This window comes from Pseudomonas sp. NPDC087358 (assembly GCF_044900785.1).
Lineage (GTDB): Bacteria > Pseudomonadota > Gammaproteobacteria > Pseudomonadales > Pseudomonadaceae > Aquipseudomonas.
This window is the reverse complement of sequence record NZ_JBJDOA010000003.1, coordinates 360,879-384,628: the sequence shown is the minus strand read 5'-3', so window position 1 is coordinate 384,628 and position 23,750 is coordinate 360,879. Positions and strand designations below refer to the sequence as shown.

General features: G+C 63.2%; 21 protein-coding genes. 4 read left to right on the top strand and 17 right to left on the bottom strand.

The genetic code is table 11. The features are described 5' to 3' along the window. Positions 1-10: 10 nt before the first annotated feature. The 3 genes from ACI2KS_RS08510 to ACI2KS_RS08500 all read right to left on the bottom strand — a co-directional run bounded on the left by ACI2KS_RS08510 (position 11) and on the right by ACI2KS_RS08500 (position 2,415). Positions 11-967, bottom strand: a complete 957-nt coding sequence (locus ACI2KS_RS08510) for a DUF58 domain-containing protein (protein WP_404619033.1) — start codon at positions 965-967, stop codon at positions 11-13. Beyond that, positions 964-1,881 (bottom strand): AAA family ATPase, encoded by a 918-nt coding sequence (locus tag ACI2KS_RS08505; protein WP_404619031.1) that lies wholly within the window; start codon positions 1,879-1,881, stop codon positions 964-966. Before ACI2KS_RS08505 ends, ACI2KS_RS08510 begins: the two co-directional genes overlap by 4 nt. A gap of 255 nt (positions 1,882-2,136) precedes the next feature. After that, the gene (locus ACI2KS_RS08500) at positions 2,137-2,415 is read right to left on the bottom strand and encodes a hypothetical protein (protein WP_404619029.1); all 279 of its coding nucleotides are present in this window, start codon (positions 2,413-2,415) and stop codon (positions 2,137-2,139) included. 176 nt (positions 2,416-2,591) lie between these two features. On the opposite strand from ACI2KS_RS08500, the gene ACI2KS_RS08495 reads away from it, so the two are divergent. Next, positions 2,592-3,650 carry a patatin-like phospholipase family protein gene (locus tag ACI2KS_RS08495; protein ID WP_404619027.1) on the top strand — a complete coding sequence of 353 codons (1,059 nt, stop codon included), beginning with the start codon at positions 2,592-2,594 and terminating at the stop codon, positions 3,648-3,650. A 288-nt stretch (positions 3,651-3,938) separates the two neighbouring features. Here the strand turns inward: ACI2KS_RS08495 and ACI2KS_RS08490 are convergent, their stop codons facing one another. The 6 genes from ACI2KS_RS08490 to kdpF all read right to left on the bottom strand — a co-directional run bounded on the left by ACI2KS_RS08490 (position 3,939) and on the right by kdpF (position 12,083). Beyond that, a complete protein-coding gene (locus ACI2KS_RS08490; RefSeq protein WP_404619025.1) occupies positions 3,939-4,628 on the bottom strand; it encodes a response regulator in 690 nt (229 codons plus the stop codon). A gap of 61 nt (positions 4,629-4,689) precedes the next feature. Further along, a complete protein-coding gene (locus ACI2KS_RS08485; protein WP_404619023.1) occupies positions 4,690-7,347 on the bottom strand; it encodes a DUF4118 domain-containing protein in 2,658 nt (885 codons plus the stop codon). 211 nt (positions 7,348-7,558) lie between these two features. Beyond that, positions 7,559-8,125, bottom strand: coding sequence for a potassium-transporting ATPase subunit KdpC (gene kdpC / locus ACI2KS_RS08480; protein WP_404619021.1), 567 nt, complete (start codon positions 8,123-8,125; stop codon positions 7,559-7,561). 69 nt (positions 8,126-8,194) lie between these two features. After that, positions 8,195-10,276, bottom strand: a complete 2,082-nt coding sequence (kdpB, locus tag ACI2KS_RS08475; RefSeq protein ID WP_404619019.1) for a potassium-transporting ATPase subunit KdpB — start codon at positions 10,274-10,276, stop codon at positions 8,195-8,197. Between the two features lie 11 nt (positions 10,277-10,287). Then, positions 10,288-11,982, bottom strand: a complete 1,695-nt coding sequence (gene kdpA, locus ACI2KS_RS08470) for a potassium-transporting ATPase subunit KdpA (protein ID WP_404619017.1) — start codon at positions 11,980-11,982, stop codon at positions 10,288-10,290. A 5-nt stretch (positions 11,983-11,987) separates the two neighbouring features. Further along, positions 11,988-12,083: a K(+)-transporting ATPase subunit F gene (kdpF, locus tag ACI2KS_RS08465; protein ID WP_037009437.1), complete on the bottom strand. Its 96-nt coding sequence runs from the start codon at positions 12,081-12,083 to the stop codon at positions 11,988-11,990. A 2,143-nt stretch (positions 12,084-14,226) separates the two neighbouring features. Here kdpF and ACI2KS_RS08460 point away from each other — a divergent pair. From ACI2KS_RS08460 to xopAW, 3 genes are all read left to right on the top strand, one after another. Further along, on the top strand, positions 14,227-14,979 hold the full coding sequence (locus ACI2KS_RS08460; protein WP_404619015.1) for a response regulator: 753 nt from the start codon (positions 14,227-14,229) through the stop codon (positions 14,977-14,979). Next, the gene (locus ACI2KS_RS08455) at positions 14,976-16,064 is read left to right on the top strand and encodes a sensor histidine kinase (protein ID WP_404619013.1); all 1,089 of its coding nucleotides are present in this window, start codon (positions 14,976-14,978) and stop codon (positions 16,062-16,064) included. Before ACI2KS_RS08460 ends, ACI2KS_RS08455 begins: the two co-directional genes overlap by 4 nt. Positions 16,065-16,271: 207 nt before the next feature. Further along, positions 16,272-17,171, top strand: coding sequence for a XopAW family type III secretion system calcium-binding effector (gene xopAW, locus ACI2KS_RS08450; RefSeq protein WP_404619011.1), 900 nt, complete (start codon positions 16,272-16,274; stop codon positions 17,169-17,171). Positions 17,172-17,226: 55 nt separating this feature from the next. Here the strand turns inward: xopAW and ACI2KS_RS08445 are convergent, their stop codons facing one another. The 8 genes from ACI2KS_RS08445 to ACI2KS_RS08410 all read right to left on the bottom strand — a co-directional run bounded on the left by ACI2KS_RS08445 (position 17,227) and on the right by ACI2KS_RS08410 (position 23,650). Next, on the bottom strand, positions 17,227-18,279 hold the full coding sequence (locus tag ACI2KS_RS08445; protein WP_404619009.1) for an AI-2E family transporter: 1,053 nt from the start codon (positions 18,277-18,279) through the stop codon (positions 17,227-17,229). Between the two features lie 96 nt (positions 18,280-18,375). Beyond that, a complete protein-coding gene (locus ACI2KS_RS08440; protein ID WP_404619007.1) occupies positions 18,376-19,194 on the bottom strand; it encodes a DUF4892 domain-containing protein in 819 nt (272 codons plus the stop codon). Positions 19,195-19,344: 150 nt separating this feature from the next. Next, complete coding sequence (locus ACI2KS_RS08435) at positions 19,345-20,199, bottom strand: alpha/beta fold hydrolase (protein WP_404619005.1); 855 nt, start codon at positions 20,197-20,199, stop codon at positions 19,345-19,347. After that, positions 20,196-21,029 (bottom strand): alpha/beta fold hydrolase, encoded by an 834-nt coding sequence (locus ACI2KS_RS08430; RefSeq protein ID WP_404619003.1) that lies wholly within the window; start codon positions 21,027-21,029, stop codon positions 20,196-20,198. The genes ACI2KS_RS08435 and ACI2KS_RS08430 overlap by 4 nt, the downstream gene beginning before the upstream one ends. 124 nt (positions 21,030-21,153) lie before the next feature. Further along, the gene (locus ACI2KS_RS08425; RefSeq protein ID WP_404619001.1) at positions 21,154-21,597 is read right to left on the bottom strand and encodes a hotdog fold thioesterase; all 444 of its coding nucleotides are present in this window, start codon (positions 21,595-21,597) and stop codon (positions 21,154-21,156) included. Positions 21,598-21,784: 187 nt separating this feature from the next. Next, entirely contained in the window at positions 21,785-22,243 is a 459-nt protein-coding gene (gene sixA, locus ACI2KS_RS08420) for a phosphohistidine phosphatase SixA (RefSeq protein WP_404618999.1), read from the bottom strand. Beyond that, positions 22,240-22,584 carry a DUF4389 domain-containing protein gene (locus ACI2KS_RS08415; protein WP_404618997.1) on the bottom strand — a complete coding sequence of 115 codons (345 nt, stop codon included), beginning with the start codon at positions 22,582-22,584 and terminating at the stop codon, positions 22,240-22,242. Before ACI2KS_RS08415 ends, sixA begins: the two co-directional genes overlap by 4 nt. Before the next feature lie 40 nt (positions 22,585-22,624). Then, positions 22,625-23,650, bottom strand: a complete 1,026-nt coding sequence (locus ACI2KS_RS08410; protein WP_404618995.1) for an NAD(P)H-dependent glycerol-3-phosphate dehydrogenase — start codon at positions 23,648-23,650, stop codon at positions 22,625-22,627. Between the last annotated feature and the right edge of the window lie 100 nt (positions 23,651-23,750).

The following is a 23,750-nucleotide window of genomic DNA, read 5'->3' as shown; positions in this document are numbered from 1 at the left end:
GACCTCAAGCTCATGCCCGCACTCCGTACAACGCCAACTGCCGCAGGCAGGCTTCGCGATGCGCGTCGCCAGTGTCGACTGCCGAAAGAAACCCCGGCAGACGCAGGGCAAACGGTTGCTGGCGCTGGGACAGCTCCAGTACCCAGTAACACAAACGCGACAGCCGCTCCTCGATGTCGCCCCCCAGCGCCATGAAATCCAGACACAGATCATGCCCGCTGAGGTCGGTGAATTCCTTGACCATCAGCCCCTGCCCTCTGGACCAGGCTTTCCAGTGCATGCGCCGCAACGAGTCACCGGGTTGCCACAGGCGCAAGCCCTGATAATCGTCGACGCCCTGCCCCCGCGTTGCCTGGCCGTCGTCCTCGGCATGAGGCTGCACGCCCTGCAACAGCGGCATGCTGCCAGGCACCGGCCGTGGGTAGATCAGCACCGTCTGCTCCAGATCCAGCCAGCTCCAGGCGCGGAAGATGCCCAGCGGGAACACGCTCTCGACCCGCAGACGCGGCGCCCGCAGCCACCCCCGGTTGACGGCCGGCAACGTTAGCGCCAGTTCTACCAGACGCTCGGGATCGACGTCCGTGGTTTCCAGTTGTTCGCTGTCCCAGCCCAATGCGATGGCCTGATGGCCGCTTGCGGTGCTCTCCAGACGCAGACGCAATTGCACCGGCTCGCCGACGAACACCGAGCGCGCATTGCCGGCGCTGAGGATCAGGCCGCTGAAGTTGCGGTACGTATGGAGAATGGCGAGGATGCCGACCGACAGCATGAGAAAGGTCAGGCCGTACGCCAGGCTGTTTTGATAGTTGATCGACACCAGCAGCAGCAGAAACAGCACGAGTGCATAAGTGCCGCCGACGCGGGTCGGCAGTATGAAGATTCGACGGTGATCCAGCTCGATCCGTGACGCGGGGGGAATGCGACGCCCCACCCAACGCTGCCAGACCGGTTTGAACTGTTCGATCAAAGCACCGGCACCTCACGCAACAACCATTGAACCAACGCCCCGCCACCGTGCCCGGTCGGGTCGCTGCGCTCGCGCAGACGATGGCCGATCACCGCAGGCAGGATTGCCTGGACGTCCTCAGGTATGACGTAGTCGCGGCCAACCAGCAAGGCCCAGGCGCGCGCCGCCGACAGGATCGCAAGGCTGGCTCTTGGCGACAGGCCATAGGCGAACTGCGGCTGACTGCGAGTGGCGTCCACCAGGCGCAACACATAATCCACCAGCGCATCGCTGGCCCGCACGGCGCGCGCCTCTTGCTGCAGCGCGGCCAGCTGGCTGTGGTCGATCAGCGGCTCGATACGCGGCAATAATTCACGGCGTGATTCGCCCAGCAGCAGCGCCTTCTCCGCAGAGCGCGCCGGATATCCCAACGACAGCCGCATCAGAAAACGATCCAGCTGCGACTCGGGCAAGGCAAAGGTGCCGCCCTGACTGAACGGATTCTGTGTGGCGATGACGAAAAACGGATCAGGCAGCAGGCGGGTTGCACCTTCGATGGTGACCTGCCCCTCTTCCATGGCCTCGAGCAGAGCGCTCTGGCTTTTTGGCGTGGCGCGGTTGATTTCGTCGGCCAGCACCAGTTCGGCGAAAATCGGCCCGGGATGAAAGGTGAACTGCCCGGTCTCTCGATCAAACACCGAGGTGCCCAGAATGTCCCCTGGCAACAGATCGGAGGTGAACTGAATCCGCTGAAAGCTCAACCCCAGTACCCGCGCAAGGGTATGGCTGAGCGTGGTCTTGCCCATGCCGGGCAAGTCTTCGATCAGCAGATGGCCGCCGCCCAACAGACAGGTCATGGCCAGACGCACCTGCGGTTCCTTGCCCAGCACCACTTCGTTGATCGCGTTTAGACACGCATCGAGTTTTCTGCCCATTGGAAAGCCTCCCCAGGCGACTGCTCATGGCTAATAGGACTGCAGGAAATGCCAGAGGTGCAGCCACTTTAAGGTCAGCGTAGGCCTTTTCGCCAGAGCGAATCGCGGGATCGAGGAGGATTTGTTGCGCAGGTGAGTGCAGCGAAGGCTGCGTAGCAGTCCGGCCGGGCGGCGGTCCGTTTGCCGGCGGTAACGTTCGTTGAATCGCTACCGCCGGCAGCCGGGTTGCTACAGGTCTGTGTCAAAGCAGGTTTTTCAACGCCCGGCGCGGGATTCGCGGATATAGAAACGGGCTTTGTCGGCTTTCTCGGAACAGCCTTCAAACGCTTCGAATTGCTGCTGGGTCTTGGCGCCGGTCAGCAGGGAAAGGGCTTTGGAGTAACTGACCGTGCCGGCAAAACCTTCGGCCTTGGCCAGGTCCAGCTCATGCCAGGCGGCGTCCAGATTGGTGGCGCAGCTGTCGCGGTAGGCGGTTTTACCGGCGCAGCCTGTAAGAACCAGGGCAAGCAAAGGCAGGCAGATCCAGGCTTTCATTCAGTGTTACCTCACAATGGAAATCGACGATGCGGCTTTGACGGTGCGGCGATGTAAAAGTGCCATGCCCGGACGTCGCAGAGTATCCGTTTTATGTCGCAAGGGTTATACAAACTCCAGATGATTAAAGGCAGCCTTGCGCGTAGGGTAAAACCATTGCAACGGGGAGCCTGTAGATGAAAAAAAGAATAGCGCTGGTGTTGGGTTCAGGGGGCGCCCGGGGGTATGCGCATATCGGCGTGATCGAAGAGCTGGAGCGGCGCGGTTATGACATTGCCTGCATCGCCGGCTGTTCGATGGGGGCGGTGGTGGGCGGAATTTACGCAGCGGGCAAATTGCCGCAATACCGGGCCTGGATCGAGAGCCTGGATTACCTGGACGTGCTGCGCCTGGTGGACGTGAGTTTTCGTTTGGGGGCGATTCGCGGGGAGAAAGTCTTCGGGCAGATCCGCGAGATCGTCGGCGAGGTGAATATCGAGGACTTGCGCATCCCCTACACCGCGGTGGCCACCGACCTGACCAACCAGCAGGAGATCTGGTTTCAGGAGGGTGATCTGCATGCCGCGATGCGCGCCTCGGCGGCGATCCCCAGCCTGTTCACGCCAGTCATTCAAGGCAATCGCATGCTGGTCGATGGCGGGCTTCTCAATCCGTTGCCGATCGTGCCGGTGGTGTCCAGCCATTGCGATTTGATCGTGGCGGTCAACCTCAACTCGACCAACCAGACGCATTACCAGCTGCCGGTAATCGAACGTCCACCGGCGGTGAAAAAACGCTTCGACAGTCTGATCAGCTCCATCGGTTCGCACCTGCCCTTTCGGCGCAAGCTGGATGTGGCAGGTGATGATGTCTTGCGTCTGGAGCAAGACAGCCTCAAGGCGACCGCCGCGACGATTCCCAACCCATGGCTGGGCAATGGCGTCGAATCGGCCGACCCACAAGGCCAGCAACCGGCCGCAGCGCCGCAGGCTGCAGGTGCGCCGAAGTCCGCCAGTGGTTCGATCATTGTCGATAACGTCGGCCCCGCCTCGTTGCTGGACCTGATCAACCAGAGTTTCGAGGTCATGCAGACGTCGTTGGCGCAGTACAAGATTGCCGGTTACCCGCCGGATATCCTGATCAACGTGCCCAAGCGCGTCTGCCGGTTTTTCGAGTTCTACAAGGCGCCGGAGCTGATCGCCCTGGGTCGGGAAATTGCCCGCGATACGCTGGATCGGTATGAGCGCGAGCATTGAGCAAGCGTTCCAGCATTCACCCTCCAGACACTGGAGCACAAGTTAGCTGCAGATCGCTGTCTGCTTGTGATTCTGGCCGAAGGCCGTGGGAGCCATGCTTGCAGGCGATCTGCCGGGCACCGGCAGTAGAACAGGGCGACTCGGCGCCACTGGAAAATTTGGTTTGCAGCCTCTACTGCCGGTGCCCGGCAGATCGCTGGCAAGCCGAGCTCCCACGCCCTGCGGGCAGAAACCAAGACCACGGCGCGGTCATCTCACCGATTCACCGCCTGTTGATAAGCAGGCGGATCATCCCTCCACCAACCGATACCCTACCCCGGCCTCGGTCACGATAAACCGCGGAGCCGCCGGGTCATCGGCCAGCTTCTGGCGCAGGTGGCCGACGACGATGCGCAGGTAATGGGTATCTTCTACATGGGTCGGGCCCCAGATGTCCTTGAGCAGCTGCTGCTGGGTAATCACCCGCCCCGGATAGCGCGCCAGCTGCGCCAGCACCGCGTACTCCTTGCGGGTCAGGGCCACTTCGAGGCCGTCCAGCAGCACCCGTCGATAGGCCAGGTCCACCGTCAGCGGGCCGATCACCAACGCTGATGCCGCCTGACCGCTGTCCGGTGCCTGGCGCAACAGCGCACGAATGCGTGCCAGGAACTCCTGGATGCCAAACGGTTTGGTCACATAGTCGTTGGCCCCGGAGTCGAGCGCCTGCACCTTCTCCCCCTCGCTGGCACGTACCGACAACACCAGCACCGGCACCGCCGACCATTCCCGGAACTGACTCAAGACGTCCTGGCCGTCCATGTCCGGCAGGCCGAGGTCGAGCACCAGCAGGTCCGGCTTGTTCAATGCCGCCTGGCTAAGGCCCTCGGCGCCAGTGCCGGCTTCCAGTACTTTGTAGCCCTGGGAGACGAGACTGATGCGCAGAAACTTGCGGATCTGCGGCTCATCATCGATCACCAGAATGGTCGCCGCCTGGCTCATGGGAGTCCTGTCATGGCAAAGAATCTTCGATAGCAAAACGTCAGCGTAACCCACCGGCCTGTCACAGCGCCTGCTCCATTTCGATCTCAGGCTGGGCCTGCAACGGCAGGTGCAGACTGATGCACGTACCCCGGCCATCAATGCCATCGGTGACCGTGATGCGTCCGCCGTGGGCGCCGACCATGCCCTGACAGATCGCCAGGCCAAGCCCGGTGCCCTGCCCGCCGCGATCACCCCGTGCGGCGGTGTAGAACATGTCGAAAATCTTCGCCCGCTCGGCTTCGGGAATGCCGGGGCCTTCATCGCTGACGGCGAAAACCAGCTGATCGGCTTCGACCCGAACCGCCACTTGCAGGCGACCGTGGACCGGCGAGAAGCGTGCGGCATTTTCCACCACATTGATCAGCGCCTGCTCGATCAGCGCAGCGTGCACGTACAACAATGGCAGCTCGGCTGGCAGCTCGGTACTGACCTGCAACGGCGCCAGCACAGCACGCAGACGGCCCAGGGTACTGCCGACAATGTCGCCGGGCGAGACCCAGTCGCGCGCCAGCTTCAGTGCACCATGCCCCAGCCGCGTCATGTCCAGCAGGTTCTGAATGTAGCGGTCCAGACGCTCGGCCTCATCGCGGGTGCCCTCCAGCAGCTCGCGGCGGTCCTCCAGCGCGATCGCCTCGCCCAGCGCCAGCAGACTGTCGATACTGCCGCGCATGGCGGTCAGGGGGGTGCGCAGGTCGTGGGAGACCGAAGCCAGCAGCGCGCTGCGCAATTGCTCGGTTTCGCCGTGCAGACGGGCGGCTTCCAGGTCCTCGGCCAGCCGCGCCCGGGCCAGCGCTTGCGCCAGCGGTTGACTCAAGGCCATCAGCAGACGTCGACGCTGAGGGCTGAAACTCTGACCCTCTCGCGGCCTGACGCCGAGCAACGCCAGCGGCGCATCGTCGACCCACAACGGCAGCCACCACCAACTGCCCGAAGGCAGCGTACCGGTGCCCTTGCCGGCCGGCTGACCCTGCTGCCAGGCCCAGTCGGCCGCCGCCCGTTCGAACTCGGAGAATTCCAGTGCAGCGCCGACTTCCACCTTCCAGCCTTGCTCCCCGTCGTTATCCAGAACGCACACCTGCAGCTCGCTCCAGCCCGCCAGATGGTGGTCGGCGGCGCTGAGCACCGCCTGACGATCGGTGGCCGCGGTCAGGCGCCTGGACAGATCGAGCAATTCGCTGGTTTCTTCCTGGGTGTCGCGCAGGGCCTGCAATTGCCGACGCTGGCGAGCGGCAAGATTGCCGGTAAGCGCTGCCATCATCAGGAAGAACAACAGGGTCAGCACGTCTTCCTCGCGCTGGATGCTCAGGGAGAAATTCGGCGGAATGAACAGAAAGTCATAGGCCAGAAACGACAGCACCGAGCAGACCATCGCCGGCCACACGCTGCTGCGCACGGCCACCAGCAATACGGCGGCGAGGAACACCAGGGAGATGTTCGGCAGCGCCAGCACGCTGGACACCGCCCACGCCAGGGCGCTGGCACCGACGGTCGCCAGCAGCGCCAGCAGATAGTCGAACCAGGCCCACCTTCGCGGCGTGGTGGAACGCGGTTGGTCGGCGCGTGCTTCGCTGTCGAGCACATTGATTTCCAGGCCATGAACGTTGCGCAACAGCCGCGCCGCCAGCCCGCCGCCGAATAAACGGCGGCGCAAAGAAGGCCGCGACTGCCCCACCAGCACCAGGCTGGCGCGGCGTTCGCTGGCATGCTGAATCAGCGTTCTGGCCACCTCAGGCGCTCGCAGCACCACCACTTCGCCGCCCAGTCGCTCGGCCAGTTGCTGAGCGTTCTGCAGGCGCGTACGTGCCAGTTCATCGAAAAAACGGCCGTTGTCGACGTGCACCAGACTCCACGGCAGGTGCCTGCGTTGCGCCACCCGACTGGCATGGCGCACCAGTCGCTCGGCCTGGGCGTCACCGTCGATGCCGACCAGCAGGCGACCGCGCACGGCCGGCGCGGCCTGGCCCAGCTGCCGATAGCCCAGCGCCAGATCGTTATCCACCTGGGCTGCGGCGGTCTGCATCGCCAGCTCGCGCAGCGCCGTGAGGTTGGTCTGGGTAAAGAAGGCATCGATGGCCGCCCTCGCCTGCTCCGGTACGTACACCTTGCCGTCGCACAGGCGTTCCAGCAGCTCGCGCGGCGGCAGGTCGATCAGCACCAGTTCGAACGCCTCCTGCAAGACCCAGTCGGGCAGGGTCTCGCGCACCTGCACGCCGGTGATGCCGCGCACCTGATCGTTGAGGCTTTCCAGATGCTGGACGTTGACCGTGGTGTAGACGTCGATCCCCGCCGACAGCAACTCCTGAATATCCTGCCAGCGCTTGGCGTGACGACTGCCGGGCGCGTTGCTGTGAGCGAGCTCGTCGACCAGCACCAGTTTCGGTCTGGCCAGCAGCAGCCCGTCCAGATCCATCTCTTCGAGCATCACCCCACGGTATTCGGTGCGCAGCATGGGCTGTTGCGGCAAACCGCCGAGCAAGGCTTCGGTTTCCGCGCGGCCATGCGTCTCCACCACCCCGGCGAGCAGCGATACGCCTTGGCGCATCCGGGCGTGGGCTGCCTGGAGCATGGCGTAGGTCTTGCCCACGCCGGGAGCGGCGCCCAGAAACACCTTCAACCGCCCTCGGTCGTCACGGGGCAGGTTGACCAGCAAGGCGTCGGCGCGGCTGTGTGTGTTCACGATGGTTGTCCTGAAAATTGATGACTGTTTGTGCCTGCATCGGTCCGCCGCAGCAAAAAACTCAGTGCCAGCACCAGAACCTGTAGGGGTGAGCATGCTCGCGGTGGCCGGCACATCGACAGGACCTCCCGCGCGGCAGATAGCGTATCGCGAGCACGCTCACTCCTACAGACAGCGGTCTCAGTCGGGGCAATCGCAAGCTCGCGTCAGGTCAATTCACCGACTTGCCAGACGGTAACCGATCCAGGCTCTGATTCAACGCCAGCACGTTCACCACCGGCGCCCCGATCAGCGGGCTGTAAGTGTTGGCCAGGACCAGACGTTGCACGGTCTCGCGCGGCAGATTACGCGCTGCGGCGATGCGTGCCACCTGATATTGAGCCGCAGCCGGTGACAGGTGCGGGTCCAGGCCGCTGGCGGAGGTGGTCAGCAGGTTCAGCGGTACAGGTCCCTGATCATCGACCTGCTCTTTGCCAGCCTCCTCGCCGATCCGCGTCGCCAGCGCCGGGTTGCTGGGCGACAAGTTGCTCGCGCCGCTGGCGACGGTGGCGTAGGCAGCGGCGGACGGACGTGGATGAAACCACTGCTCGCCGGTAAAATTCTGCGCGATCAACTCCGATCCGCGGACCTTTTCCTGATCGTCATACACCAGGCTGCCGTTGGCCTGGTCCGGGAAGGCGACCTGCGCGACCGCCGTTACCACCAGCGGATAAGCCACCCCGGTGATCAGGGTCATCAGCACGATCAGGCTCACGGCGGGACGCAATAGAGTGGACATCATTCGATCCTCAATCAATTCAGAGGCTGCGAAGCGCGTGCCATTGGGCGGCGCGGATCGCAGCAAGGGTTACACCAGGTGCAACGCGGTCAGTAGCAGGTCGATTGCCTTGATGCCGAGAAACGGCACGACAATCCCGCCCAGGCCGTAGATCAGCAGATTGCGTCGCAGCAGGTGCGCGGCACTGGCGGCTTGTACCCGCACGCCACGAAGGGCCAGCGGAATCAACACGACGATGATCAAGGCGTTGAAGACAATCGCCGAGAGAATGGCGCTCTGCGGGCTGGCCAGGTGCATGATGTTGAGCACGCCCAGTTGCGGATAGATCGCTGCAAACAGGGCCGGCAGAATCGCAAAGTATTTGGCCACATCGTTGGCAATCGAGAAGGTGGTCAGGGCTCCTCGGGTGACCAGCAATTGCTTGCCGATCTGCACCACATCCAGCAGCTTGGTCGGGTCGCTGTCCAGATCGACCATGTTGGCCGCTTCCCGCGCCGCTTGGGTGCCGTCGTTCATCGCCATGCCCACGTCAGCCTGCGCCAGGGCCGGCGCATCGTTGGCGCCGTCACCACACATGGCCACCAGACGCCCGTCGTTCTGTTCCTGGCGAATGCGCTCCAGTTTTTTCTCCGGGGTGGCTTCGGCGAGCACATCGTCGACCCCGGCTTCGGCAGCAATGGCCGCCGCGGTCAACGGGTTGTCACCGGTGACCATGACCGTGCGAATGCCCAGCTTGCGCAGCTCCTCGAAGCGTTCACGAATCCCCGGCTTGACCACATCCTTGAGATGAATCGCGCCCAACAGCGTGCCGTCGACGGACACCAGCAACGGCGTGCCGCCGGTCTTGGCGATCTTGTCGATTTCCCGCGACAGGCTCGGCGGCAGGTCGCTGCGGTCGCGGCCAAGGAATGCCAGCAGCGAATCCACCGCGCCCTTGCGGTAAACATGGCCGTCATGGTCCACACCGGACAGGCGGGTCTGGGCACTGAACGGCACCGCTGTCAGCTGGCTCGGGGCCGGCTCGGTCATCGGATGCAGTGCGCGCAGGTATTCGACGATGGATTTGCCTTCGGCAGTGTCATCGGCCAGTGAAGCCAGCAAGGTGCCCTCGCTCAACGCCTTGCCGCTGATGCCGGGTGCGGCATACACCGCCGCGCAACGGCGATTGCCGAAGGTGATAGTCCCGGTCTTGTCCAGCAGCAGCACATGCACATCGCCTGCCGCTTCCACCGCGCGACCGGATTTGGCGATGACGTTCAGGCGTACCAGTCGATCCATCCCGGCGATACCGATGGCCGACAGCAGCCCACCGATAGTGGTCGGAATCAGGGTCACCAGCAGCGCCACCAGAAACACCAGCGGCAGGTTACCGCCGGCAAAATGGGCGAACGGCTGCAAGGTCACGACCACCAAGAGGAAGATCAGAGTCAGGCCGATCAGCAGAATATCCAGCGCGACTTCGTTGGGAGTCTTCTGCCGTTTGGCGCCTTCGACCAGGGCGATCATGCGGTCCAGGGTCGATTCCCCCGGGTTGGCACTGATGCGCACCAGCAGCCAGTCGGACACCAGTCGGGTATTGCCGGTGACCGCCGAGCGATCGCCGCCGGATTCGCGAATCACCGGCGCGGACTCGCCGGTGATGGCCGCTTCGTTGACCGCTGCGATGCCTTCGATGACCTCACCGTCGCCTGGGATCAACTCCCCGGCTTCGACCCGCACCACATCGCCTCTGCGCAGGGTGCTGGCGTTGACCATCAGAAAACCGCCGCTGGCGTTCACCTGTCGCGCCTTCAAACCTTCAGTGCCGGCCTTGAGGCTGTCAGCCCGAGCTTTGCCGCGCCCTTCGGCCAGGGCCTCGGCGAAGTTGGCGAAGAGCACGGTGAACCACAGCCAGACGGCAATCTGCACGGCGACCAGGGTCGGCACCGCCGGGTCCGGAATCAGGCACAGGACCGTGGTCAGGATAGCGGTCAGTTCCACCACCAGCATCACCGGTGCGCGTTGCAGCTGGCGTGGGTCAAGCTTGACGAAGGCCTGAACCAGCGCCGGGCGCCACAAGGCGGCCAAGCCGGTCCGGGGCTGCCGGGCAAGCGTCGGCTGTTCCTGGGTTTTCGCCGCAGGGTGCTTTGTTACAGGTGCATGCATGTTCATGATTCAGGTCCTCAGAAGCCCAGGCTCAAGTGTTCGGCAATCGGGCCCAACGCCAGGGTCGGGAGGAACGTCAGGCCGCCCACCAGCAAGATGGTCACGGTCAGCAGGGTGACGAACAGCGGGCCATGGGTGGGGAAGCTGTCCAGGCCTTGTGGCGTGGTTTTTTTCGCTGCCAGGCTGCCCGCCAACGCCAGCACCGGCAGGATGTAGCCGAAGCGACCAATGAACATCGACAGGCTGAGCATCAGGTTGTGAAACAGCGTGTTGGCACTGAAACCGCCGAACGCCGAGCCGTTGTTGGCGGTGGCCGAGGTGTAGCTGTAGAGCAGCTGGCTGAAGCCGTGTGGGCCGGGATTGCTGACCGCACCGGCAGGGCCGGGCAGCGACGCCGCCAGAGCGCCGAACACCAGCACGCCCACCGGCATCACGATCAGCGTCGCCACCAGCAGTTTGACTTCCCGGGCTTGCAGCTTCTTGCCCAGGTATTCGGGGGTGCGACCAATCATCAGACCGGCGAGGAACACCGCGATCAGCACGTTGAGCAACATGCCGTAGAGCCCCGCGCCGACCCCGCCGAAAATCACCTCACCGACCATCATGTTGGCCAGCGCGACCATGCCGGTCAGCGGGTTGAGGCTGTCATGCATGCCGTTGACCGAGCCGTTGGACGCAGCCGTGGTGGTTGTGGCCCATAGCACTGTTGCCGTGGTGCCGAAGCGGGTTTCCTTGCCTTCCATCGGCGCGGTCTGTTCGACTGACGCAATGTTCAGCGCCGGGTTGGGCTGGTATTCAGCCCACAGCGCGGTGGCGCCACCCACCAGGAACAGCACCAGCATGCAGGCGATAATGGCGCGGCTCTGGCGCATGTCCTTGACGTAATGACCGAACGTGAACACCAGTGCGACTGGAATCAGGATGATCGAGACCAGCTCGAACAGGTTGCTCCAGGCCGTCGGGTTCTCGAACGGATGTGCCGAGTTGACGCCGAAGAAGCCGCCACCGTTGGTGCCCAATTGCTTGATCGCGATCTGGCTGGCGGCCGGACCCAGGGGAAGGGTCTGATCGACGCCTTGCAAGGAGACGGCATCCACGTAGTGGGCGAAGGTCTGAGGTACACCCTGCCAGACCAGAAACAACGCCAGGACGATGCACAGTGGCAACAACCCGTAGAGCGTGGCGCGGGTCATGTCGGCCCAGAAGTTACCCAGATGCTGCGTCGAGCGCCGACTGATGCCTCGGCAGAAGGCAACCAGCACGGCGATACCGGTGGCGGCGCTGACGAAGTTCTGCACGGTCAGACCTGCCATCTGGCTCAGGTAGCTCAACGACGCCTCGCCGCTGTAACTCTGCCAGTTGGTATTGGTGACGAAACTCATCGCGGTGTTGAACGCCAACGACCACTCCATCCCCGGCAAGCCTTGCGGGTTGAGCGGCAAGGCACCCTGAAACAGCAGGATCGCGAACAGCGCGATGAAGCCGGCCAGGTTGAACGCCAGCAGGGCCAGGGTGTAGGTCTTCCAGTTTTGCTCGACCTTGGGATCGACACCGCCCAGGCGGTAGCAGATACGTTCAACCGGGCCCATTACCGGGGTCAGGAACGTGCGCTCGCCTTCCATGACGCGGTAGTAGAAGCGGCCCAACCAGGGCGCGGGCAACAGCACCAGCGCGAAAAAGGCCAGAATCAGCAGATAGTCGTAGCTGTGCATGGCCGTCACTCCTCGACCCGACCAGCGCGCAGCAGCGCGACCAGCAAGTACACGAACAACCCTGCGGCCAACAGCAGAGACACCCCATCCAGAACGCTCATGAAAAACTCTCCGTCATACGGCGATTGCCGTGTGCAGCCATTGTCGTGAGGCGGGGTGTAAAGGAACGAGATCGGAGGGCTGTACCGGCCATAAAGAAAATGTAAAAAGTGCCGGTTTGGTGGGGGGCGCTGGGTGTAAAGAATGGGGTAATGGTGGGGCGCTGGGGTTTGTGCTCATCTGCATTTTTTTGCGGTGGCCTAGGTTCTGCCTGAGGCAGAGGGTTTCGCCTTCGGCGAGTTACTTGAAAAGACCCCAAGTAACCAAGGGTCCTGACTCCCTGTGCGGCCCCTCCTGCGTCGGGGTTCCCTCGCGCCGGCATTGCTCCGGGGGCACGCCGCCATCCGCCATCCATGGCGGGGGGCGGCTAGCGCGACATCCATGTCGCGCTGCCCCCTACGCAATACCTGCGCTCGGCCTTCCAAAGTCGCAATTTGTGGCGTTCACCCCATCTCGGCATGTCACGAAATCGCAATTTTTTGGCATTTGATCGTTCCCACGCTCCGCGTGGTAACGCAGTAATCGACGCTCCGCGTCAATGGACGCAGAGCGTCCCCCCCGGCATCCCCACGCGGAGCGTGGGGACGATCAGACAGCCATGCATGCTTTTGAGGCCCTGTGCACGCCTGCTTTTGCTTTTGATCGTTCCCACGCTCCGCGTGGTAACGCAGTAATCGACGCTCCGCGTCAATGGGCGCAGAGCGTCCCCGCGGCATTCCCGAATAGTGGGTTTATGGTGAGGGCGCTGGGTTCTCTGCGCGTATCCGATATGTCGGCTGGCTCGCCTAGAATTTGTCCTAACGGCCAAACTGTTTCGCCTTCGGCGAGTTACTTGAAAAGACCCCAAGTAACCAAGGGTCCTGGCTCCCTGTACGGCCCCTCCTGCGTCGGGGTTCCCTCGCGCAGGCATTGCTCCGGGGGCACGCCGCCATCCGCCATCCATGGCGGGGGGCGGCTAGCGCGACATCCATGTCGCGCTGCCCCCTACGCAATACCTGCGCTCGGCCTTCCAAAGTCGCACTTTGTGGCGTTCACCCCATCTCGGCATGTCACGAAATCGAAATTTTTTGGCATTTGATCGTTCCCACGCTCCGCGTGGTAACGCAGTAATCGACGCTCCGCGTCAATGGACGCAGAGCGTCCCACCGGCATCCCCACGCGGAGCGTGGGGACAATCAGACAGCCATGCGTGCCTTAGACGCCGTGTGCACGCCCGCCTTTGCTTTTGCTTTTGCTTTTGCTTTTGCCTTCGCTTTCGCTTTTGCTTTCGCCTTTCTAACGCGACAGTCCAGACACCACACATCGCGACTTGGGTGCAGGCTGAAGGCAGGCGGCGCGTAGTGGGTCGAGCGGCATGGATGCCGCGAGAGCGCCGTCAGGACATGGATGTCCGTTCGGCGCGGGCCCACGGAGCGTCGCCGGAGTGAGGGAACTCCGACGAAGGAGGAGCCCAACCAGGAGCAAAGGCCCTTGGTGACTTGGGGCTTTTCCAAGTCACTCGCCGAAGGCGAAACGCTTTCTGCCCTCAGGCAGAACCAAAAACCCGCGCCAAACCCCGCTGCCGATATACCGCATTCCCACGCGGAGCGTGGGAACGATCAGACAGCCATGCATGCTTTTGAGGCCCTGTGCACGCCTGCTTTTTCTTTTGCTTTTGTTTTTGCCTTTCTATCGCGACAGTCCAGACACCACACATCGCGACTTGGGTGCAGGCTGAACGCAGGCGGCGCGTAGTGGGTCGAGCGGCATGGATGCCGCGAGAGCGCCGTCAGGACATGGATGTCCGTTCGGCGCGGGCCCACGGAGCGACGCCTGCGTGAAGGTACTCCGACGAAGGAGGAGCCCAACCAGGCGCAAAGGCCCCTGGTGACTTGGGGCTTTTTCAAGTCACTCGCCGAAGGCGAAACCCTTCTGCCCTCAGGCAGAACCAAAAACCGCGCAAACTCCCAATGCCGATTCCCCCCCATTACGATGCCAGGCCTCCCACCCAACCTCGTCCACCACTTGTACATTTCCTGATACATTCAGGACAATCCACCGACACCTGCCCCGGTCACCCTTCCGCCCCGCTCGCCAGCGAAGTAGCATGGCAGCGTCGTTACTCATTCGCGGCCCACACCGGCGGCATCACATGGCGGCAGCAACATGCAAACAACCCCTGACAGCAACACCGCCAACGCACAGGCCGAAGAGCGGCGCTGGAACACCCGCGCGCTGATCGTCGATGACGACGTGCCGATCCGTGAACTGCTGTGCGATTACCTGGCGCGATTCAACATCCAAAGCACCGGCGTCACCGATGGCAATGCCATGCGTCAGGCGCTGGCCGAAGAGACCTTCGACGTGGTGGTGCTGGACCTGATGTTGCCTGGCGAAGACGGCCTGTCACTGTGCCGCTGGCTGCGCAGCTCGTCAGATATCCCGATCCTGATGCTGACCGCCCGCTGTGAGCCCACCGACCGCATCATCGGCCTGGAACTGGGCGCCGACGATTACATGGCCAAGCCGTTCGAGCCGCGCGAACTGGTGGCGCGTATCCAGACCATCCTGCGCCGGGTCCGCGACGACCGCACCGAAGAGCGCACCACCCTGCGCTTCGACAACTGGCGCCTGAACAGCGTGCTGCGTCAGCTGACAGCACCCGACGGCCTTGTGGTGCCGCTGTCCAACGCCGAATTCCGCCTGTTGCGGGTATTTCTCGAACGCCCACGTCGGGTGCTCAACCGCGAACAACTGCTCGACGCCGCGCGCGGGCGCTCCATCGAAGCCTTCGACCGCAGCATCGATCTGCTGGTCTCGCGCCTGCGGCAGAAACTGGGTGACGATCCCAAGTCCCCGCAACTGATCAAGACCGTACGCGGCGAAGGGTACATGTTCGACGCCAAGGACATTGGTTGATCCGCTCAGCCGACACTCTGTTCGCCCGACTGTTCGGTGGCGCGCTGCTGGCGATCGTCCTGGCGCATCTGCTGGCGTTCGCCTGGTTTCATTATTACGGCCCGAAAATGCCGCCCCCGCCAACGCAAGAGGCGCGCTGGGAGGCCGCTCAACCGCCTGCTGACAAAGACGGCACGCTGTCGGCCCTTGCCATGGATGCACTGCGCCCGCCGCCTCCCCCGCCCGGACGCCCGCCAATGCTGGGGATTCCACTGATTCCGCTGCTGTTTCAGTTGTTCAGCCTGGTCATCGCCGCCTGGTTCGGTGCAAGGGCATTGAGCCGACCGATCCAGCGCTTGAGCGAAGCCGCCGAGCGCCTGAGCGAAAACCTCGACAGCCCGCCGCTGGCCGCCAATGGCCCGCGGGAAGCGCGCCAGGCCGCGCTGACCTTCAACCTCATGCAGGAACGCATTCGCGATCAGGTGCAACAGCGCGGTCGCATGCTTGCCGCCGTTTCGCACGACCTGCGCACCCCGCTGGCGCGCCTGAAACTGCGTGTCGAACAGATCGAAGAGCCCAAGCTGCATGCGCAGATGAGCCAGGATCTGAATGACATGATCGGCATGCTTGACGCTACCCTCACCTACCTCAACGAACAGCGCACCAGTGAGGTGCTGCAGTATTTCGACGTGCAGGCGCTGATCGAGTCATTGACCGAAAACGCCCAGGACAACGGCGACGACGTGCAGGCCAGTGGCACGTGCAAGCCGCTCAAGTCGCAACCGATGGCGCTGCGCTCCTGCCTGAACAACCTGATCGACAATGCCTTGCGTTACGCCGGACACGCCAGGGTGCAGATCGAAGACGCCAGTGACCGGCTTCAGGTCCGGGTGATCGATCATGGTCCGGGCATTGCGCAAAATCTGCGCGAAGCGGTGTTCGAACCGTTTTACCGCATCGAAGGTTCTCGCAATCGCAACTCCGGCGGCGTGGGCATCGGCATGACCATCGCCCGCGAGGCGGCGCGGCGCATGGGTGGCGATCTGCGCCTGGAAGAGACGCCGGGCGGTGGGCTGACGGCAGTGATGGATTTGCCGCGCAACTGACCCTCTGCCCCGTAGCCCCCGGCTTGCCGGCGGTCACACCCTCACCATCACCCCCGCCGGAAAGCTGAGCTGTGACGCAGGGATCACCCTGCCCCTGCGCGTAAGCCCGCCGTTACAAACCCCACATACCCACGACACGCGCACCCTCGACGCTGCATAAGCCGGAGCACCGGCCCGGTTTTATTCATCTGATGGGGAGTCAGTCCGATGGTTACAGGCATCAGCGGCAGCAGCAGTTATTCCAGTTACAGCACTTCAACCAGCGCCACCAGCGCCACCAGCGCCACCAGCAACAGCAAGAAATTCGCCGACGAGTTGCTGAAGAAACTCGACAGCAACGGCGACGGCAGCATTGACAAGGATGAGCTGAGTTCAGCGCTGTCGTCCGATTCAAAAGATGGCATCACGGTGAGCCTGAGCAAGGCATTCACTGATCTGGACAGTGACGACGATGACAGCCTGAGTGCCGATGAACTGGCGGCACTGACGCCGCCCCCGCCGCCACCGATGCAGATGGACGCCGGCTCGGCGGCCGATGACGCCCAGGATCTGCTCAGTGCGCTGGACACCGATGGCGACGGCAGCGTCAGCAGCGATGAGATGACTGCGGCGTTGAGCACCTCGGACAGCAGCGCCGACAGCAGTCAGGTCTTCGACGCGCTGGACACCAATCAGGATGGCACCGTCAGCCTGGAAGAACTGACCGCCAGCCTGCAGACCCAACAGCCGCCGCCACCGCCTCCGGCACAGGACGCAACTGACCTGTTCAGCAGCCTGGACAGCGACGGCGATGGCAGCATCACCGCCAGCGAACTGACCAGCGCCCTGCAGGGCAGCAGTTCGAGCACCAGCAGCACCAGCAGCACCAGCTCGACCAGCAGCACCGACGCGATCAACTCGCTGTTCAGCGCGCTGGATGCCGACAGCAGCGGCGGCGTCAGCACCGACGAGCTCAGTGCCGCGCTCAAGCCTGACAGCAGCAGTCAGCAGCAGAACACTACGGCTCAGGCCAGCCAGGCCCTGAACCGCATGGTCGCGGCACTGAGCGATCGCTATAACCTCAACAGCAGTTCGACCACAGGCAAGTATCTGAGCACTTCGGCCTAAAACAAAAACGCCGCTGAAGCCTGGCTCAGCGGCGGTTTTGACCCTTGCGCAATCGCTATCCGGGCAACTTGCGATTGCGGCTGTCGGCGACCCAATCCAGCAGCAGGCTGTAGGCCACCGCCAGCAGGGTCGGACCGATGAAAAGCCCGATGAAGCCGAACGCCAGCAGACCACCGAACACCCCCAGCAGAACGATGACCAACGGCAGGTTGCCGCCACGGCTGATCAGGTAAGGCTTGAGTACGTTATCGACGCCACTGACGATGAACGTCCCCCACAGGCCGAGGAAAATCGCCATCCCGTATTCGCCCTTCCACGCCAGCCACGCCGTGGCCGGAATCCAGATCAGTGGCGGCCCCATGGGCACCAGGCTCAACAGGAAAGTACCAATCCCCAGCACCAGCGCACCCGGCACCCCGGCGATCAGGAAACCGATCAATGCCAATACGGCCTGCGCCGCCGCCGTGCCGATCACGCCGTTGACGACCCGCTGCACGGTGCCGGCCACCAGATCGACGTAATACTGGGCGCGGTCGCCAATCAGGCGCTCCAGCAGGCTGAGCACGAATGCCGCCAGCCGCGGGCCATCACGATAGAAGAAGAATACGAAAACGATACTCAGGGTCAGTTCGAGGATGCCGCCGCCTATCTGCGCACTGCGCGCCAGCAGCCAGTTGCCGACCTGCCCCAGATACGGCTTGAGACTGGCCAGCAGCGCCGCGCCCTGCTGGTCGATGGTGGTCCAGTAACCCACCAGCCGTTCGCCGATCAACGGAATGCTCACAAGCCAGGTGGGCGGGTCCGGCAGGCCGTCGACCTGCACATCCTTGACGAAGGCCGTGGCGTCACGCACGTGGTCGGCCAGGTTGAAACCCAGCCATACCAGCGGCGCGGCGACCAGCAGCATCCAGCCCAGCGTCAGGATCGCTGCAGCCAATGACTCGCGGCCGTTGAGGGCACGCGTGAGCAGACGCATCAACGGCCAGCTGGCAAACGCCAGCACCGCGCCCCAGAACAGCGCCGACCAGAACGGCGCCATTACCCAGAGACAGGCACCGAGCAGCGCCAGCAGCAGAATCTGCACCAACAGGCGATCGTTATTGAGCATGGGTCAGTCCGCAGAAAAGAGTTCGAATGCCTTGGGCACGACGTTGTGCGTCGGCGCCCGTCCGGCCCGGTTGACGCTCCACTAACAGAACGCGCCTCAACGGATCAGTTCGATGTCCAGCCCCTGGGTTTGCTTGCTGCCGGACTCCAGTCGCGCCGCACGAACTCCCTTGTTGACCAGCGCCTCTCGCCAGGCCTGGGCCTGGGCGCCGGACAGGCTGACGCGAAGGGTGCTGTCGAGATTCAACCCGCGCGACAGCAGGGTGATCCAAGGTTCGGCGGGCGCGCCGTCGAGCATTTGCAGTTCAAGCTCGCCGGTACTCTTGAGCTCGCGCAGCAGCGTGGCCGATGTCGGCAGCAATTCACCCAACGGTGCACCGGCCTGCAGCTGTTCGACATGCAGGTAAGCACGGCGATTACCACGGGTGATGCTGTACATGGCGACCAGGGTGTCGTTGTCTGGCGCGGCAAGGCGCAACAACAGATAGGCTTGCCCGTTGTCAGCGCCGTACAACCTGGAGTTGCCGAATACCTCGTTGGCCCACAGGCTGCTTTCGCCACAATCGCGCGCCTGGCACCAGAACAACAACTGAGCGCCCTGCTTTTGCAGCGCCTGGCGTGCGGCAGTGAACGCTTCATCGGCGGAGCGTTCGGGCTGCAACTGATAGGTCACCGAGGTGGCGTTACCCCGGGCCGAGACCTGGCCATCGAAACGCAACTGGCCACTGATCTTGCGGATCGAGCCCATCGGGTAGATGCGTTCGACTTCGGCGGCTGGCCGGTAATCGACGATTTCCGCGTCAGCCGGGCGCGGCAGTCTGGCCAGATCCTGACTGCCGGCGATGTCATCCGCCTGGCTGATGCCAGCGTATCCGGTCAGGCATAGCAACAGCGCGAGGGCACGTGGGAACCGCATAGGTGCGCTCATCGGGTGAAAATCGGTGGGCAAACAAATGCCGCAGCAGTGTGCGGCATAAGCGAAGGGCTGTTCGTGTGGCTTGAGCGGTGGTCCATCATGCAGTCTCCTGTTTCAACCCGCCCAGCCTCGACAGTTGCGCAGCGCAAGTCAAGGAACGGCGAAGAAGCGATTGAAACAGTCTGCAACAGAGCTCGCGCCGGCCTCGTCGTTCAGATGCAGATGATGACCGCCGGGCAGTACCGTGACCTCGAACGGCAGCGTCGCCAGCAACTCCTTGTTCTGCGCCAGCATGCCCTGTTCCGCCACGATCAATTGCGCAGGACAGCGGATGGCGTTAACGAAAGACAACGCCTGCGCGCGCGTCAGACGCATCGGCGACGCCAGGGTAAGACGGCTGTCGCTGCGCCAGGTATAACCACCGGGGACCGGCATCAGACCGCGCTGCGCCAGCAGTTCGGCGGCATCGCGACTGACCGCCACCACCCCTTTCATGCGCGCCTGGACGGCACGGTCCATGTCCGGGTAAACCGGTTTGCGTTTACTTGACTGCGTCATTTGCGCTTGCAGCGCCGCGCCCATCCGCTCGGCGGCGGCATCAGCTTCGCCAAGGGGAGGAATCAGACCGTCGATCAAGGCCAGGCGGTTAATACGTTCAGGCACGGCACCGGCGATGATCACCGAAACAATCGCCCCCAATGAATGCCCGAGCAGGGAAAATCTGTCCCATCCCATTTGTTCGGCCACTTGCAACACATCATGGGCATAGTCCGGCAGGCCATAACCGGCGCCCGCAGGGCGATGATCGGAGTGACCATGCCCGGCCATGTCCAGTGCCAGAATGCGCAAGCCACCAAGCCTGGGGGCCAGTCGGGCGAAGCTGTTGGCGTTATCCAGCCACCCGTGCAGGGCGATCACCGGCAAGCCGTCCTGCGGCCCGAACAGATGGGCCGCCAGCTCGATATGCGGCAGGCTCAGACGCACTTCCTCGACCGAACAACTCATGCGCTGACACGCTGACGGCCTGGTGTATCTTCGGCGCTGCCGCTGCGAGCGGCCCAGCGGGAAAACAGGTTCTTGAGCATGCGCGCCGTATCCTCTGGATGTTCCAGCGGAAACATGTGCCCGCCCGGGACTGAAAGATACTCGCCTTCGCGCATGCTTTTTACCGATATCGCGTGATGTCGCCGCACCACGTCGCTGTGTCGCCCGCGCACCATCGCCAGCGGCACCCGCAGATGCCGCGCCATACCGGGACTGGTGTGCGGCACGCTGCGGTAGATACTGATCTCGGTGGCGGGATCGAAACGCAGTCTGAGCTGCTCGCCGTCGGCCTGCAAACCATGCAGCAGATAGGCTTCGAAGCATTCCGGGTCGAAGCGCCGGAACAGATGCTTGCCTGAGAAATAATGCCGCGCAGCGGCCAGATCGCTGAATACCTCGCGACGCCCCAACGTGCGCCCGGCCGGGGTGATACGGTCGATGAAACCGAAGCGCTTGGCGGCGCGGATCATCCATTGGTCGAAACGCGTCAGCACTGGCGAATCAAGCATGACCACGCCCCGGTACAACTCGGGGTGACGCAAGGCCGCGTGGTAATGCAGCACGCCGCCCAGCGAATGCCCGACACCCCAGACCGGCTCAGGCTGCTCACGCAAATGATGAATCAGCTCGTCGACCAGATTCGGCCAGTTGTCGGTCACCGGAAAACGCGGATCATGGGCGTGTTGTTCCAGGTGGGTGACCTGAAAGTCAGACCCAAGGGCTGCAAACAATTTGCCGTAGGTGGCAGAAGGAAAGCCATTGGCGTGAGCGAAAAACACAGATTGAGTCATGCCGGCACATCCGCAAATCCTGAACAGGCAGCAATTGTGCGCATCGGCTGACCCAAGCGGCAATGACCGGAACTGCCATCGGGGATGACACTCCGGTCATCGCTCGCTTCTCGCCTGTCGCCACTCAACGCCCTGGTGGCTGCTCGCCGTGGGGCACCACCGCGATGGTCAGCCGCGAGATGCAGCTGGCCTTGCCTTCGTCGCTGGTCAGGCGGATGTCCCAGACGTGGGTAGTACGGCCGATATGCACCGGGTGCGCGACCGCCGTGACCCGACCGCTGCGCAAGCCACGCAGGTGGTTGGCGTTGATCTCCAGCCCCACGCAGAAGTACTTGCTGGTGTCGATGATCAGGTAACTGGCCGTGGAGCCCACGGTTTCCGCGAGCACCACCGAGGCGCCGCCGTGTAGCAGTCCGTAGGGCTGATGCGTGCGGTGGTCGACCACCATGCTGGCGGTCAGCGATCGGTCGTCCGCCGCTTCGAAACGAATGTCCAGCACCTCGCCAATGGTGTTCTTCTGCATGGCATTGAGGGCATCGAGGTTGGGGGTTTCACGCCATAGAGTCATGGACTTTCCTTGTTATTGAGGAGGCATTCCTGCATGGAAAATTGTGCTGTTCAGGTTGAACGCTGGCTCATGTAGCAGCACGGCTTGCCGGCGGTAGCGATTTCAGTGCGCCACCGCCGGCAACGGAATGCTGCCCGGCCGGGCGGCTACAAATGCTGGCGACAGCGATTCATTCGGTGAGATCGCGTCACCCCGGGTGTCGCACGCCCATCAGCTCCATCGCGCCGGCCAGCGGAAAATCGGCCTCAAGCTCGGCGAGGCTGGCAGTGTGCATCGGTTCGGCCTGCTGCAGGTTGCCATGCACCGCCAAGCCGATCAACGATCCGACCAGGGGCTGATGACTGACCAGCAGGACGTTGTCCGAGGCGTAGAGATCTAGGTTAGCCAGCGCCTTGCGCGGGTCGCTGTCCGGGGTCAACCAGGGCACCGTCACCACCGAATCGGCGAAGCCCAGCGCCTGACGCACCAGCTCGGCGGTCTGCTGAGCGCGCACGTACGGGCTTGCAATGATCCAGCGCAAGGGGCGGCCCAACAGCATCGCGGCGCTGGCAAGCACTTCCTGGCGACCGTTCGCGGTCAATTCCCGCTCGGCATCCGTGCGAGCCCGAGACTGCGCCTCGCCATGGCGCAGGATCCACACTTTCATAGCTTCGGTTCCTCGTCGCGCACAGGGTGCTCGGCAGCAGGAACGGTGTGCGGTGCCTCACCCTCGGGTGCGCGCGGCGCAGGCCAGTCGGCGAACGGCCAGGGCTTCTGGTCGGTGTGGAAGGTGCCGAACCGGCCGATCTGGGCCAGGAACTGGCTGAGGCTGTCGCCAAATGACATCAGGCTCAGGCTCGGCGCACCATAGAACAGGCGGTAAGCCAGCTGTACCAGCACCACGATGGCCAGCACCAGTTCGGCGACCTGCCAGACCACCACGAACACCACCATCCACAGGATGCGCAGCAGGATCGATTCATGTTGCTTGAGTTTGGACTCGTTCAAGAGCTTCTCCACTGGAGGCGAAAACAAGGGTGCAATGAGATCAGTTGAAACCACTGGTTGAAATGAAGTCGACGTCGGTCTTGGGTTCTGCACGCATCAACAGCTCGATGACCTGCTCCAGCGTGCGCCCCTCGAAGAGAATCGCATGCAACCCTGCGACCAGCGGCATATATACGCCCAATTCCTGCGCCTTGACCTTAAGCACCTTGAGCGTGTTGACCCCTTCGGCGACCTCGCCCAGGCGGGTCACTGCTTCATCCAGGCTAAGCCCCTGGCCCAGGGCAAAACCGACCTGATAGTTGCGGCTTTTGGGCGAGGAGCAGGTCACGATCAGATCACCGACCCCGGCAAGGCCGAGGAAGGTCATCGGGTTGGCGCCCTGACTGACCGCAAACCGCGTCATCTCGGCCAACGCGCGCGTGATCAGCATGCTTTTGGTGTTCTCGCCCATGCCCAGCGCGACGGCCATGCCGGAAATGATCGCATAGACGTTTTTCAGCGCCCCGCCCAACTCCACGCCAAACCGGTCGGCGCTGGCATACACCCGGAAGGTGCGCCCGTGCAGGGCGGTCTGGACCTGCTGGCAGAGGTCCTCGTCTTCACTGGCGACGACGGTGGCGGTCAACGCGTGTTCGGCGATTTCCCGGGCCAGGTTAGGACCTGACAGCACGCCGATGCGCGCGTTGGGGGCAATATCCTGGAGAATTTCGCTCATCAGCTTGAAGGTCTGCGCTTCAATGCCCTTGGTCAGACTCACCAGCAGTTTGCCGGTCAGCAGTTCGACATGCGGCGTCAGCACGCTGCGCAGGGCACTGGACGGAAGCGCCACGAACACCAGCTGGCAGTCGCTCAGGGTGCTCTGCAGATCAGTCACCGGCTCCACCCCTTCGAGCACCTTGATGCCCTTGAGGTAGCGCGGGCTCTCGCGATTGACGCGAATGGCCTGGGCCTGCTCGGGATCACGCATCCATTGCCGGACCCGGTGGCCGTTCTCGGCCAACAGGTTGGCCACGGCCGTCCCGAAGCTGCCGCCACCCAGGACTGCGATCGGTTGCTGTTGGGTCATAACACAATCCATCTTGAGCCATCGAATCTGGCGATGGCAGCATTATACGGAGCGCCGTGCTTGCCACCAGCGGCAAAACACAACGGTAGATGCATCTAGC